The sequence below is a fragment of the Flagellimonas sp. CMM7 genome (genome assembly GCF_021390195.1).
Lineage (GTDB): Bacteria > Bacteroidota > Bacteroidia > Flavobacteriales > Flavobacteriaceae > Flagellimonas.
Window position 1 is genome coordinate 4,385,527 of record NZ_CP090003.1, and the last position, 14,181, is coordinate 4,399,707.

Annotated in this window: 13 protein-coding genes and 1 pseudogene; 10 read left to right on the forward strand and 4 right to left on the reverse strand. The window is 37.4% G+C overall.

Annotated elements, in window-relative coordinates:
- Window positions 1-136 precede the first annotated feature (136 nt).
- From LV704_RS19795 to LV704_RS19840, 10 genes and pseudogenes are all read left to right on the forward strand, one after another.
- Window positions 137-1,379 (forward strand): annotated as a pseudogene (locus LV704_RS19795) (DDE-type integrase/transposase/recombinase).
- A 526-nt stretch (window positions 1,380-1,905) separates the two neighbouring features.
- Window positions 1,906-2,622: a hypothetical protein gene (locus tag LV704_RS19800; RefSeq protein WP_163421961.1), complete on the forward strand. Its 717-nt coding sequence runs from the start codon at window positions 1,906-1,908 to the stop codon at window positions 2,620-2,622.
- 146 nt (window positions 2,623-2,768) lie between these two features.
- A complete protein-coding gene (locus LV704_RS19805) occupies window positions 2,769-3,056 on the forward strand; it encodes a helix-turn-helix domain-containing protein (protein ID WP_163421960.1) in 288 nt (95 codons plus the stop codon).
- Window positions 3,057-3,445: 389 nt separating this feature from the next.
- Window positions 3,446-4,462 (forward strand): IS110 family transposase, encoded by a 1,017-nt coding sequence (locus LV704_RS19810; RefSeq protein ID WP_163421959.1) that lies wholly within the window; start codon window positions 3,446-3,448, stop codon window positions 4,460-4,462.
- A 41-nt stretch (window positions 4,463-4,503) separates the two neighbouring features.
- On the forward strand, window positions 4,504-4,800 hold the full coding sequence (gene mbpA, locus LV704_RS19815; protein ID WP_163421958.1) for a mobilization protein MbpA: 297 nt from the start codon (window positions 4,504-4,506) through the stop codon (window positions 4,798-4,800).
- Complete coding sequence (locus tag LV704_RS19820) at window positions 4,797-5,666, forward strand: relaxase/mobilization nuclease domain-containing protein (protein WP_163421957.1); 870 nt, start codon at window positions 4,797-4,799, stop codon at window positions 5,664-5,666. The genes mbpA and LV704_RS19820 overlap by 4 nt, the downstream gene beginning before the upstream one ends.
- 12 nt (window positions 5,667-5,678) lie before the next feature.
- Entirely contained in the window at window positions 5,679-6,134 is a 456-nt protein-coding gene (locus LV704_RS19825; protein WP_163421956.1) for a DUF6730 family protein, read from the forward strand.
- Window positions 6,135-6,299: 165 nt separating this feature from the next.
- Window positions 6,300-6,596, forward strand: coding sequence for a type II toxin-antitoxin system HigB family toxin (locus LV704_RS19830; RefSeq protein WP_163421955.1), 297 nt, complete (start codon window positions 6,300-6,302; stop codon window positions 6,594-6,596).
- A 4-nt stretch (window positions 6,597-6,600) separates the two neighbouring features.
- Complete coding sequence (locus tag LV704_RS19835; RefSeq protein WP_163421954.1) at window positions 6,601-6,963, forward strand: type II toxin-antitoxin system HigA family antitoxin; 363 nt, start codon at window positions 6,601-6,603, stop codon at window positions 6,961-6,963.
- Between the two features lie 167 nt (window positions 6,964-7,130).
- Window positions 7,131-7,874: a tyrosine-protein phosphatase gene (locus LV704_RS19840; protein ID WP_163421953.1), complete on the forward strand. Its 744-nt coding sequence runs from the start codon at window positions 7,131-7,133 to the stop codon at window positions 7,872-7,874.
- On the opposite strand, the gene LV704_RS19845 is transcribed toward LV704_RS19840, so the two are convergent.
- Genes LV704_RS19845 through LV704_RS19860 form a run of 4 tightly spaced genes read right to left on the reverse strand, consistent with a single transcriptional unit; the run spans window position 7,875 to window position 14,151 of the window.
- Entirely contained in the window at window positions 7,875-10,259 is a 2,385-nt protein-coding gene (locus LV704_RS19845; protein WP_163421952.1) for a polysaccharide biosynthesis tyrosine autokinase, read from the reverse strand.
- A gap of 39 nt (window positions 10,260-10,298) precedes the next feature.
- Window positions 10,299-11,060, reverse strand: a complete 762-nt coding sequence (locus tag LV704_RS19850; protein ID WP_163421951.1) for a polysaccharide biosynthesis/export family protein — start codon at window positions 11,058-11,060, stop codon at window positions 10,299-10,301.
- A gap of 18 nt (window positions 11,061-11,078) precedes the next feature.
- Window positions 11,079-13,022 (reverse strand): nucleoside-diphosphate sugar epimerase/dehydratase, encoded by a 1,944-nt coding sequence (locus LV704_RS19855; RefSeq protein ID WP_163421950.1) that lies wholly within the window; start codon window positions 13,020-13,022, stop codon window positions 11,079-11,081.
- Complete coding sequence (locus LV704_RS19860) at window positions 13,015-14,151, reverse strand: DegT/DnrJ/EryC1/StrS aminotransferase family protein (protein ID WP_163421949.1); 1,137 nt, start codon at window positions 14,149-14,151, stop codon at window positions 13,015-13,017. Before LV704_RS19860 ends, LV704_RS19855 begins: the two co-directional genes overlap by 8 nt.
- Window positions 14,152-14,181: the final 30 nt, after the last annotated feature.

Sequence of the window (14,181 nt, forward strand, 5' to 3'; positions counted from 1 at the left end):
GTTAGAAAGTAAGTTTTATTTACTGTAAATCTTCAACTAAAAGTGGACTGAACTTGGTTTAAGGTTAAGTGATGGTTTTGTTATCTTCAAGGCTAGCCTTGAAGATGGATTCATCGACCATTTAAATCACTTAAAAATGACAAAGAAGAACACTGAATCAATCGTAAAGGACATCAGGAGAAAGACAAGGCGGAAGTTCTTTGCAGAGGAAAAAACCCGTATCGTACTGGAAGGGCTCAAGGGCGAGGAATCGGTATCGGGCATCTGTCGGCGTGAGGGCATTGCCCGAGCACTGTACTACCGTTGGAGCAAGGATTTTCTTGAGGCCGGCAAGAAACGTCTTATGGGCGACACCATGCGTGAGGCCAATACCAGTAAGGTAAAGGAACTGCGTGGGGAGAACTCACAGCTCAAGGAAACGGTGGCCGAACTGTTGCTTCAGAACCGGGTACTCAAAAAAAGTACGATTGGTTTAGGGTAAAATGGAGGAAGTACATGCGATTTACCCAAGCAGAGAAATACGAGATAATACGGCCCGTGGAAACATCTGAGATAGGCGTGAACAGGACATTAAAGGAAATAGGGTCGACAAGAGCACCTTCTACAACTGGTACTGTAAGTGCCTTGAAGGTGGTTTTGACGGACTTGCGCCCAACCACAGGGCACGAAACACCTATTGGAACAGAATTCCCGACAAGGTCAGGTCAGAGGTCGTGGAAATGGCCGTGGATTTTCCTGAAGAATCCTGCCATGGACTTGCCTGCAAAATGACCGATGAAAGGGAATACAAGGGCAAGACTTCGATGGCGCACCAGATGTGGCAGACCGATTTCACCTATCTGAAGATTATAGGATGGGGATGGTACTATCTCTCGACCATTCTGGACGATTACAGCCGTTATATCGTCCATTGGGAACTCTGTCCCTCGATGAACGCAGGAGATGTGAAGAAAACAGTAGGAAGGGCACTGGAAAAAGTGTCGCTGCCCAAAGGGCAAATGCCAAAGTTCTTGTCCGACAACGGCCCCTGTTACATCAGTGGCCAACTGAAGGAGTTCATAAAGGAAAGGGAGATGGAGCATATCCGGGGAAAACCGAACCATCCACAGACACAGGGCAAGATAGAACGTTACCACCGTTCGATGAAGAACATCATCAAACTGGAAAACTACTATCTGCCAGGAGAGCTCAAGAAAAGGCTGGAAGAGTTCGTGGACTATTACAACAACAGGGGATACCATGAATCATTGGACAACCTGATACCAGCAACCGTGTATTTTGGCCTGGACAAAAAGATATTGGAAAACCGCAAATCGATAAAGAAAAGTACGATGCTCAAAAGAAGGAAAGAGCACCAAATTCATAAGTTGAAACTATGACTTAACTTTGGACTGGGCCAGTTCAAATTCCTTTGAAGACGTACAGCCTAATAATATAACTATGGCTATAAAATCGATATGTATGGGAATGTCCATATTAAATTCAAAGTAACGATAACTTCACGGTAGGATGCATGTACAGTCTAAAAAAGATGATTCCCATATTAGAATCTGACATTTGCCAAATGGGCTGCAAAATTCAAGATTTTTATCCCATGAAAATTCTAACATGTCAATAATCGTATTATTTAAGCTATATATGGTCCCACAAAAAGAACCTTTTTCGGCACTATAATCCGTTTTCAAGACTTTACCAAAGATAGTTTTATTCCCAAACCCTTGCGGAAGTCGCAAAACCTTGCGGTTTCCGACACCCTCAGAGCAGCGCGAAAGTACAAGCGGCATGAAGCCGCCTGTACTTTCTTCTCCCTATTCACAAAATACATTTTACACAAGCATAATCGTAAAAAGCGGTATTACATCCATATCCCACGGATTTGCAAAGAGAAAATGTTAATTTGGAGAAATGCTTCTGATACTAAAATATTTCATGCTCGCCTGTTTTGGTTATGTGATTATCAGACTGATGGTGCCTTACATCGCCTTATTTGCCCGATTCATGTTCAATGAACCATTCAAATGGGACAAATATGTGGAAAAGCCAAGATTGGTATTCTATGGTATGGGTTTGTCTGTGATGCATTTGGGATATACAGGTATTATAGAACCCTTAGAAAGATTCCCTATTTTTTCCTACGCCATTGGCAGCTTTCTCTTTTTGGGCGGAATGTTTATGGCCCAAGTGACTTGGACAAAAAGATTCGAAAAGATTTTCATCCCCAAAATAAAGGAGAAATTAAAGACCTCCAGAAACTTCAATATTTCAATCAGCGAGTCCCAATTGGAGAAACTCTACGATAATTTGGTCCGCTATGATATGGTTATCATCGACAAAACTTCAAAAGATGATTTTATCCAATGCTTTTTAAAGGATTGGGACGAACATGACGCGAAGATTCATCTGAAATTAAAAAACCCTGCTTGTAAGGAGTTTTATGAACTGTTCAAGTTGACCTTTCCCAAGAATGACTTACAGCTTATTGATTTCATTAAAAACTCAGATTTGCTTAGGCGTGAGGATGGGCGACGATATAACTACGATACCGTTAGAAATGCCCTGACCAGAAACAGGGTTTCCAAAAGAAGCGAGGATTTAGAAGCTGTATTTGCCTCATTTTCGTAAAATTTGCTTGCATTCTCCTCTATTTTGCTTGCACCACATGCGATGCAAGCCTTTCCTACTGTTTCCTATGCTAGTTTGCTGAAAGAATTCTGATAAAAAGTACAAAAGCTTTTGTCCATTGTTTCATCCCAAAAATTAAAATAGTAATGGATTATTTAAAACTAGAGGAACGTCTTGAACGTATAGAACGATTACTGTCAAGTAGCAAGGAAGTATTGACATTTGAAGAAGCCTGTGAATACATGGGCGTTTCACGAAGCTTTTTGTACAAACTTACTTCAAGAAGACAGATACCACACTCAAAACCCAATGGTAAAATGATATTCTTCGAAAAGAAGATACTCAATCTTTGGCTATTGCAGAATAAGAAAAAATCAAAAGCTGAATTGGAAGCAGAGGCACTTAAATATGCACTTAGAAATAAAAAGAATTGATGATGGCTAGGGAGGAAGGCTAGCGAACGAAATCAGCATGAAAAAATGATGATTGAGTGAGAATTTCAAGATGTGTCATTGTCATGACAAATCTTGCTTTTTCTCCCGAAGGTCCTTTAGATTAAAGGCCCTTTTGGTCGCAAAAGTTTAAAACCATGTTGATAATGTTTCAAGAGGGGATTCTTAAGGGGAGACTGATAACTTACAAAACAGTTAATAACTCAAAAACCGGGGGAGGCAAGGTGAACTATCCGACGGTCTGATCCAGTATCATTTTGCGAAGTAGTCCTGGCCTCCCTTTTTGTTGCACGGGCCAATTAGAATCTTAAGTCGGACTTATTAAAGGTATCAGCTGGGCAACCATTCCGGTTTAAAAAACTAAAATTGAAATGAACGAATTTATCAAGAAAAAACATTATGTCGGGGTTGACATCAGCAATGCCACGCTGGACCTGGCACTGATGAAGGAGCACGGATTTGGCGAGTTCAGGACGGACAACTCCCTTAAGGGCTTCTCCCTTGTCCTAAAATGGATAAGGGAACAGGGACTGGAGTTGGAAGAATGCGCATTCTGTATGGAGCATACGGGAACCTATGGACTGTTGTTCTGTGCATGGCTGGCCCAACAGGGGATTTTGTTCTGTGTGGAGTCCGGGCTGCACATCAAACGTAGTCTGGGGATGACCCGTGGTAAGAACGACAAGGTAGACGCCAAGCGGATAGCTGATTATGCTTTCACCCATAGGGCAAAGCTCAAGCCCTATGAAATGCCCTCCCCCTTATTGGTCAAGATAAAGCAATTGTTGACCTACCGGGAACAGATGGTCAGGATAAGGACATCGCTTAAGAACAGCCTTAAAAGTCACAAGAGGTATCTGCCCGTAAGTGGAATGGACAGTATCATTGCCCAAATAGAGGCACAAATTGAACAACAGGACGTAATAATTGTGGGCATCAAACAGCAGATAATGGATATTATCAAGAGTGACGTGGAACTGAGCAGGAACCATACGCTTATTTCATCGGTCAAGGGGGTCGGGGTCATCATAGGGGCCTTCATGCTCGTCTCCACCAACAACTTTACCAGTTTCGACAACGGCCGTAAATACGCCTGTTATGCGGGGATAGCCCCCTTTGAGTTCAGTTCGGGTACTTCCATTAGGGGAAAGACCAGAACCAGCAAGTTCGGTAACAAGACCATAAAGACATTGCTCAACAACGGTGTAAATTCAGCGATCAGATATGATGAACAGATAAGAAAATACTATAAGAGGAAAAGGGAACAGGGCAAGGACCATAAGGTTATTGTCAATGCAATTTGCTGCAAACTGGTGAACCGGATGTTCGCGGTGGTAAAGAGGCAAACTCCCTATGTGGAAGTCTATGGACAGAATTTTGTCCAATGATTTGGTTTTCTCTTAGAATTCACAAAAGAAAAAAAGGAAAAATGAAAAGGGAACACATCCAGTTCCGATGTAGCATCTATGAAAAGAAGCTATTGAAAATCAAGGCCAAAAAGGCAGGGCTCTCCATTAGTGAGTATTGTCGCCGTGCCGCATTTGATGACAGAATTATTGAACGTTTATCAGAAGATCAAATCGAGGCCTATAAGTTACTGGTGCAGTACCAGAACAATTTCAAACGCATCGGGAATATGTTTCGAAAGCGGAATCCAAAATTGGCGGATGAAGTCACCCAGTTGGCAAAAGAAATCAGGGAGCACCTTTTAAGTTTTAGGGTATGATTGGAATGGGAAACTCCATATCGCACACATCGGCATCCATGGCCTACGGACTTCGAGAGGAAAAAAGACCAGAGATTGTCCACAGTCAATTTCTGGCCGGGGATACTCCGAAAGAGATTAGCCAGGAGTTCAGGACGATTCAACAACAGAATCATCAATGCAAAAAGAACACCTTGAGTTTTGTGCTCAGCCCCACCATCAAAGATGGGCAAGAAATGAAAAATAGAGAACTCCAAGAAATCACAAAGCGCTTTTTAAAACAGATCAAACTACAGGAGAACCAGGCCATTGCCTTTGTACACAGAAACAGAAAGCACGTCCATATCCATTTGTATGTGAACCGAATCAATTTTCAGGGACAGGCCTACAAAGATAGCTTCATAGGAAAACGGAGCCAACAAGCTGCGGAACGGGTGGCAAAGGAAATGGGATTGACCACTGTTCGAGATGTCCAACAACAAAAACTGGACAAGGCCAAGGATATGCGGATGATTCTTAAAAGAATCCACGAAAAGGTTATCAGTGAGATTAGGCCAAAGGACTTTGACCAATACATCAAGGCTATGGAAGCCCATCCTGTTAAGGTTATCCCATCCATCAACAAACAGAACCAATTACAAGGTTTTCGGTTTGAGTTAGCTGGGCAAAATCTAAAGGGCAGTGAGGTTCACCGTTCCATGTCCATGAACAGAATAGCCGAAGAAATTAGTTTCAACAAAAACGTATTGGAAAAAGCTAAAACAGAGAATACCTTAAAACTATTGGGAAAGGCCGTAAACATCTCTCCAAATCTTGCTGCCAGAATAACTGCCAAGGTTGTAAAACATACCATCAAAAAGAGCATAGACCTTGGAATGGGCATTTAAAAAAATTGAATTATGGCAAAGCTTGATGAAATAGCAGAATTGTTGACGGAGGAACTGAAGAATTTTGAACATTCAGTAAATCGAATGGAAAAACTGAAAGAGTTTCTTATAGGATACAAAGTTTCAGCAGACACCGCTGATATTGACTTCCTTCTAAAAGAGTACAACGATAGTCAAAAGAAAGCAATTAAAGAACAGAACAAACTATTGGCAAATGTCATCTACCATGTCAAGAGATCTATTGCCTTTCCAAAATGGGCGGTACAGTTGTTCTGGAGTTTTTTGATCACTGTTTTGCTGGTCCTGGGATATGCTATATTCCAGATTTCGAGCATCCCAAAAAAGGAGCAGGCCGCTTTTTCACAAGGTGAAAGTAACGCAGTCAGGCACTTTGAACGATTTATGGTGGAAACCCCAGAGGCAAGTGCCCTTTATGAAGAATGGCGCAACCCCAAAGACAAAAAGTAGTTTGCGCCCTATCCGGTTTTTGCTTAACGCTTATCTGTCGGAACACTACAAAAACCGCACAGAATCCACGCGCAAAGTTTGGAGGTAAGATTTGGGGTTGATGTTATTATTCCCAATAATGTAAATATATTTCCAAATATGTAATTTTTTATTTATCTTTGTATTGTGCATGTTATTTCATTTAAAATATTAAGGGACTATTTCTCGAAAAAACCAAGTGCTAGGGTTGCACTCCAAGACTGGTATAGAAGAACGAAGAAAGCAGAATGGGAAAGTTATGCTGATTTGAAGAACACATTCAACTCGGCTGATAATGTTGGAAACAATAGATATGTTTTTAATATCAAGGGAAACCATTATCGCATCGTGGCGATTGTACGATTTAAATACAAGAAAGTATTGATACGGTGGATTGGTAACCATCGTGATTATGATAAAATAAAGAATATCGACAAATTATAGGATTATGGAAAAAGTCATAACACATAAAGAATACGTTGAAGCCAATCTCAGGTTAGAAGAATTAATTGATGTAGTTGATGATAATACTCCGACTGATAATCCATTGGCCAAGGAGTTTATGGAAGTTACTGATATTATAGAGCAATACGAAGAAATCCACTTTCCTATGGGATTACCCACCCTACAAGAAATGATTGATCTTCGTATGTTTGAAATGGGCTTAAAAAGAAAAGATTTAGCCACTCTATTGAATACGAGTGCTTCTAGAATCAGTGATTACCTAAACGGGAAGAGAGAAATCACCTTAAATGTCGCAAAAGCTTTGCACCAAAAATTAAATATTGACAGTGATATTATTCTACAATAACGGCATATGGAAAACAAAATCCTATCAAAGGAAAACAAAGGTTTTCACCTAATTTCCACCTCAAACGCTCCTACCCCACTGTTTATGGACATTGTAAAATATTGTATCGGGAAATAAGTATTTTCAGAGAGCACTTATAGCGTATCTTTGCAATCCAAATTTTATGCATGTTCAGTTTTTTTCATAAGAAAATCTTTTTGGTGGACTATCTCCATGGACTTGTGGATATGCATAATCACATACTTCCAGGAATTGATGATGGAGCAAAAACAGTTGATGATTCCATTGATTTAATAAAGGGGTTTTCAGAGATAGGAGTAACAAATTTTGTTTGCACTCCTCATATTATGAACAATTATTACCCCAATACTCCTGAGACCATTAACAACTCCTTTGAAATATTAAAAAAAGAACTTGCAAATTTAGGGTTGAATACCATCAAAATAGATAGTGCCGCAGAGCATATGATAGATGACAATTTTGAAACCATTCTAGAGAATGATGAGGTAATGCAGCTTAAAAAAGATTACCTTCTTATTGAAATGTCCTACCTACAACCATCTTTTAATTTTGATATTGCAATTGGTAAAATTGCAAAACATAGTTATTTTCCAATTCTAGCACACCCTGAAAGATATGTATACTTTCATCGTAAATACAACACATATTCAAAGTTAAAAAAACAGGGGATTCTTTTTCAGATGAATTTATCATCTCTAAATTCGGAATCTTACGGAAATGAAGTTCAAAAGATTGGTCAAAAACTCTTGGAGGATAAATCCGTAGATTTTATGGCTTCAGATGTGCATAATCTAAGACAATTGACGCTAATCAAAGAAACAAAAATATCAAGGAAAACGTTAAATTTGATTCTCCCTGTTATAGATCAAACAATCAAAACATTTTATTGATCAAGAAAATTTCCACCATTTCTTGACAGTCTTACCGTAACCATAGCCATATTTCCCTCCATAGCCCAGGTTGGCCTCTTTTACATTATTTACTATGAAAGAAAGTCCTTTAAGCCTTCCTTCTTTTTTCAGGTTTAATGGGTATTGTAACACTTTTTTATCTGTCACACCAGCTTTGGTTATATAGAGAATTTGGTTTGCGTATTGATTAATAAGCAAAGTGTCTGTAACCACCATTAATGGAGCTGTGTCTACAATTACATAATCGTACAATCCAACTACATCTTCGAACAATACTTTTAAGCGCTCACTCATTAGTAATTCAGACGGGTTGGGTGGGATTTTCCCAGAATAAATTACATCGATATTATTTGAATCAATGGATATTCTATTAATAATGTCCTGTACTTTTAATGAATGATCGTACAAATATTCCGTTAATCCATTTCCTGCGTTTCGTTGTGGTCTTTCATTCTCTTCCTCATTAGCTATGTCAGGAAAAAACGTATATAATTTGGGGTTTCTTATATCAGCACCGATCAATAGTACTTTCTTATTTGTATTGGCAAAAATCAATGCCAAATTAGAAGAAACAAACGTTTTGCCTTCGCCAGGAACACTAGAAGTCACAAAAATAGTTTGTCCTATTTCTTTAGACTTTGATTTCAAAATATAATCTAGATTAGTCCTTAAAATCCTCATTGATTCTGCTAATACTGATCTATCAACATTAAGTACCATTTTACTTTCTTTCCTGCCCAACTTAGGGAGTTCTGCAATAACAGGAATCTCCTGCACAATTTTTTCCAAGTCCAGTTTATTGTGGATTTTGTTATCCAGCAGGCTACTCAAATAAATTAGGGAAAAAGGTATTAGAAGTCCTAGCAAAAAAGCTCCTAAATAGACTATCTTTGGTTTTGGAGACACTGGAAAACGATTAGTTGAATGAGCGCTATCAACCACTTTTGATTTTGATTCTGCGGATGCAAAAGCAATTTGTGACTCTTCTCGCTTTTGCAACAAATACAAATATAAAGACTCTGTAGTTTGTTGTTTTCTTGTAATATCCCTCAAGGCCCTTTCATTACTTGGTACAGCATATATCCTTGAATTAATCTGCGAAAGTTGTTTACCTAAGCTATTAACCTTTAAATTTAAATTATTGGTTACGTTGTTTAAGCTAGTTTGCATGCCCCTTTTAAGGCTTTCAAGTTGTTGGTCTAGTTTTACAATTACCGGGTTCTTTTCATTGGAACTTGCCAAAAGTCTATTCCGTTGAGCAACAAGTTCATTATAACGTACAGCTGCATCAGATACTCCTTGATTAGATAAGCCAATATTTGCAGGTATCAAATCATATTCCTCTTGAGAACTTATCAAATTTTGCATTGAACTAGCAATATCTAATTGTATGCTCGCTTCTTCCAATTCCTGTTCACCGGCAGCGCTAAGGTTAAAATTAACACTTGATTGCGATCCTAAGTCTGCTATTCCTTTACTAGTCTTGAAGCTCTCTGCTGAATCATCAACATCAGATAGGTTAGTATAAATCTTACTAATCCGATCGTTTATAAATTTTGAGGTCCTATCGGCAACTTCTTTTTTATCTGTAATTGAATTATTGTTATTAATTAATATTAACCTATTTATTATATCAATAGCTTTTTGCTGTATTGGATCTGTAAGTGTAATATTAATTATATTTGAGAATTCACTGGCAGGTGCGATTTTCATTTTTTTCCTATATCCTTGGGCAACATCGTTAATAGGATTTATTTCAATTCTTATTTTTTTCCCCATAAATCGCTTTATCTTTTCAGAATTAGGGATTAGAATAATGTCTCCTACCTGCGTGTTAACTGCGGATCCAAATGATTGAGGTTTAGTTGGTTGATTTTCTTCCTCTGAAAAGCCAAATGAAGACTCTGTATTCAATTCAACAAAAAAGCGATATTTAGATTTATGAATTATTGAATCAGTTGCTAAAAAATTGATATTAAATGGATATGTTTCTCCATAAATCTCATTATCCTTTATATTTCCCTGTACGGTATACCTTATATTAATTCCTAAATCCTTAATTACTTGAATGAAATTTGCCCTAGAATTTAAGATTTCAATTTCATCTTCTATTTTAGTCTTGCTTCCAGAAAAAACATTTAAATCCTTAAAAATACTAAGCTCAGAATTCGAATTCTTATCTTCTATCATTTGTATTTTTGCACTCGCGCTATATTCTGGAATACTATAGCGTAAATGTACATAAGCAAGAGCAAGAGCGATAATTAAGCATAAAGCAAACCATTTCCAATATCTTAGATAATTGCCAATAAGGTTTTTTAAATCTAAACTGGTTTCGTTTTCCGAATTTTTTATTAAATCCATTAAATGAAGTGTGTTTAAGTGTGTTTAGCCTTAACTGAATTATCTTGTAAGCAGTACAACTGCCGACGTAACTACCACAGAAATTATGGAAATAGCAATAGAAGCCCTTTGATCCAAGCTAGACTGTGATTTTCCTGACTTGTTAGGCTCAACATAAACAACGTCATTCTGAGTCAAATAATAAACTGGAGATTTTAGCGAATCCTTACCATTCAAATTTATACGATTATAAACTTTTGTGCCATTAAAATCTCTTATTACCATAATGTTATCTCGTCTTCCTTTAATATTTACATCTCCGGCAAAACCAAGTGCCTCTAAAATGCTGATTTGTTCTCCTTGCACTCTATAAGTTCCAGGCCTGTTAACAGCTCCCAAAACGGTAACAGTAAAATTACGAATGCGGATATTAATAATTGGATTCTTAAGATAATCTCTTAACTTTTCCCTAAGCATATCCCTAGCCTCCGTAGGAGAGAGGCCCGAAACTTTAATTTTGCCAATGACGGGGAAATCTATTTCTCCATCCTTATTGACTAAGTAATTGACCTGCTCTCCTCTTATACCACCTTCTTCAGCACCTCTAAACAGGTTAAAAGGTGCACTAGCTTCTGGATCCAATGTAGAAATGTGAATACTTAGTAAGTCATCAACTTTGAATTTTGTGCTAGAGCTATTGTCATCTACCAATGTTTCGAACTCGTTTGCATCCTGAAAATACACCACCTCCTTAGTGGAGGTGCAACAAACAAAACAAAATAAGAATAATGGCACAAAATAATTGATTAAATTTCTACGCATGGAAAAAGTTTAAGGTGATTAAGAAGAAACTAAGGGGTTATTGTTTTTTTGAATAACAATGTCCGTTTTTACTTGTTTTTTGTCCAATTTACAAAAATCTGAATTGTTAGATATATATTCAGGAACAATACTTTTCATCAACTGAACAACATTGTTCTTAAAAAATAGATTGGATACGCAAAGTTCATCAATCATTGTTCGCGTCAAAGCATAATCAACATCTCTAACTTTACTTATCATAATTTTGTCATGATAGGTAGGAAGTGTATTTTCTCCATTTGCCAACAATTCTTCATATAATTTTTCTCCTGGTCTCAGTCCTGTGATTTTAATGGTAATATCATCCGGATAATGAAGCCCAGAAAGACGAATCATATTTTTGGCCAAATCTAAAATCTTAACAGATTCACCCATATCAAATATAAATATTTCACCACCTTTCCCCATAGCTCCTGCTTCCAAAACTAGCTGGGAAGCTTCGGGAATAGTCATGAAATATCTTGTAATATCTTTATGCGTTACGGTTAAAGGGCCCCCTTTTTCAATTTGTTTTCTAAATAATGGGATAACAGATCCATTGGATCCAAGAACGTTTCCAAATCGAGTAGTGACAAATTTTGTTTTACCATCTTGCTGTCTACAATCTATATACATTTCAGCAATTCGCTTGGTCGCCCCCATAACATTCGTAGGGTTTACAGCCTTATCTGTGGAAACAAACACAAACTTCTCGACATTAAAATCCACAGCAAGGTCAACTATGTTTTTTGTTCCGGCAACATTAATTTTAACAGCTTCATAAGGGTTTCGCTCCATAAGTGGAACATGCTTATATGCAGCCGCATGAAAAATTCTATCAGGCCTGTGTTCTTCAAAAAGAGCTCTCATTTCATTTTTATCCCTAATATCACTTACCACTGGAATAAAATTATGGAACCCTGCTTGTTTTAATTCTTGCTGGAGATCGTAAAGCGCAGATTCAGCTTGATCAATAATAATAAGAGATTGATAATTGTACTTGCAAATTTGACGAACCAACTCACTACCTATAGACCCAGCTCCTCCCGTGACCATAATAACTTTATCTTCAAAATCTTTTAACACTTTACTGTTCTTTATTTTTATCGGAGGTCTATCTAAAAGATCTTCTATCTGTACTCTCTTTATCTGAGAAACTTTTAGCTCCCCATTTATCCAATCTTCAACAGGGGGAACGATTTTTACTTTAACTGGCAAATCCACAATTTCATTAACCAAAGTCCTTAGTTGCCTTGGACTTATGTTCTGAATAGAAAAAACAACCTCTGAAATACTATGGAACCTAACAAAATCTTTAGTTAGTATGGATTTATCATATACTTTTACGCCATTAATTTGTTTTCCAACCTTTTGAAGATTGTTATCCACAAATCCAACAACTTTGACCTTCATCTTTGAATGATTGGTAAGGGTATTGTATGTTATGATACCAGATTCTCCAGCTCCATAAACTATAAGATTCTTTGTTGGAGTTTCATTATTCTTAATTAAGCTCTCAAAACATATCTTAAAAACATACCTCGCGGCTGTGAGTGTCAAAAAAGTGAGTAAACTATTAATAATGATAATTGAAAGAGGAATTGTAAAATTTTCAACGATGCCCAAATATCTATTTACTAAAACAACACCTATCGTTGCTATACTAGCCAAACAAATGGCGTTGAAAATGGCATAGACATCTTTTATTCCGGTATGCCTAACAACACCTTTATAGCTTCCAGAAATCAAAAATGAGACCAAGAATAATAAAATAACTATTGGCAGCTGTGCCCAAAGCCGTTGAACATCAAAATCAAAGCTAAGATTGAATCTTATAAAATAAGCCAGCATAAACGAAAACCCCACAATACAAAGATCGATAAAGAGCACAGTCCACTTGGAAGCATAATGCTTATTGTTATCAAAAATGTATTTTTTAATCATCGAAATTTCTTTTTATGATATTACAAATTCTTTCCAAATCTTCTTGCTCCAAATTTGAACCACTTGGCAGGCATAACCCCTTTTTAAAAAGATCTTCACTAATCCCATTGGTATAACTTGCCGCATTTTTAAATATGGGCTGTAAATGCATTGGTTTCCAAAGAGGTCTAGATTCAATATTTTCATTGTCAAGAGCAACTCTTATCCTTTCTCGACTTTCAAAAGAAGAGGTCAAAACACAGGTAAGCCACCTGTTAGATGAGCTTCCTTTTGGGTCTTCAAGAAAACTTAATTCTGAAATTGAGGATAAATTTTCCTTATAAAACATAAAGTTGCTTTTTCTGGCATTCACTCTTTCTGGCAAAACCTCCATCTGTCCTCTACCAATACCTGCAAGAACATTGCTCATACGATAATTATATCCAATATGTGAATGTTGATAATGAGGAGCATTATCTCTAGCTTGTGTTGCCAAAAAAACAGCTTTTTCTGTGATTAGTTTATCCTTGCTTAGCAAGGCCCCACCTCCCGAGGTAGTTATAATCTTATTTCCGTTAAATGATAAAATTGAAATATCTCCAAAACTACCACATCTAACCCCTTCATATACACTTCCCAAAGCTTCTGCACTATCCTCAATCACAGGAATGTCATACTTTCTGGATATCGCTGTAATCTCATCTATCTTGTAAGGCATCCCGTACAAATGAACCGCAATAATTGCTTTGGGTTTTTTACCTAGGTTTATCCTATCTATTATTGCTTTTTCCAAAAGTTCTGGTGAGATGTTCCAAGTTTCCTGCTCGCTATCAATAAATATGGGTTTTGCTCCTAAATAGGTTATAGGGTTTGCAGATGCCGCAAATGTAAAACTTTGGCAAAGTACTTCATCTCCCAAACCGACTCCTAGAAGTTCTAGTGCAAGGTGTATTGCGCCAGTTCCAGAACTTAAACACGCCGCATTGATATTACTTCCAATGTATTTTTCAATGTCTTCTTCAAAACCATTAACATTTGGTCCTAAAGGAGCTATCCAATTTGTAGCAAACGCATTATCCACATAAATCTGCTCCGCACCTCCCATATGAGGAGAAGAAAGCCATATTTTTTTATCTAATTCAGTCTGCATTTGGTCAAGTTAGGGGTTGTTACTTAAACG

Bases quoted from the DNA above. Each gene is read 5' to 3' on its own strand.
- LV704_RS19800 (WP_163421961.1), top strand. From the start codon at position 1,906: ATGCTTCTGATACTAAAATATTTCATGCTCGCCTGTTTTGGTTATGTG.
- LV704_RS19805 (WP_163421960.1), top strand. From the start codon at position 2,769: ATGGATTATTTAAAACTAGAGGAACGTCTTGAACGTATAGAACGATTA.
- LV704_RS19810 (WP_163421959.1), top strand. From the start codon at position 3,446: ATGAACGAATTTATCAAGAAAAAACATTATGTCGGGGTTGACATCAGC.
- mbpA (WP_163421958.1), top strand. From the start codon at position 4,504: ATGAAAAGGGAACACATCCAGTTCCGATGTAGCATCTATGAAAAGAAG.
- LV704_RS19820 (WP_163421957.1), top strand. From the start codon at position 4,797: ATGATTGGAATGGGAAACTCCATATCGCACACATCGGCATCCATGGCC.
- LV704_RS19825 (WP_163421956.1), top strand. From the start codon at position 5,679: ATGGCAAAGCTTGATGAAATAGCAGAATTGTTGACGGAGGAACTGAAG.
- LV704_RS19835 (WP_163421954.1), top strand. From the start codon at position 6,601: ATGGAAAAAGTCATAACACATAAAGAATACGTTGAAGCCAATCTCAGG.
- LV704_RS19840 (WP_163421953.1), top strand. From the start codon at position 7,131: ATGTTCAGTTTTTTTCATAAGAAAATCTTTTTGGTGGACTATCTCCAT.
- LV704_RS19845 (WP_163421952.1), bottom strand. From the start codon at position 10,259: ATGGATTTAATAAAAAATTCGGAAAACGAAACCAGTTTAGATTTAAAA.
- LV704_RS19850 (WP_163421951.1), bottom strand. From the start codon at position 11,060: ATGCGTAGAAATTTAATCAATTATTTTGTGCCATTATTCTTATTTTGT.
- LV704_RS19855 (WP_163421950.1), bottom strand. From the start codon at position 13,022: ATGATTAAAAAATACATTTTTGATAACAATAAGCATTATGCTTCCAAG.
- LV704_RS19860 (WP_163421949.1), bottom strand. From the start codon at position 14,151: ATGCAGACTGAATTAGATAAAAAAATATGGCTTTCTTCTCCTCATATG.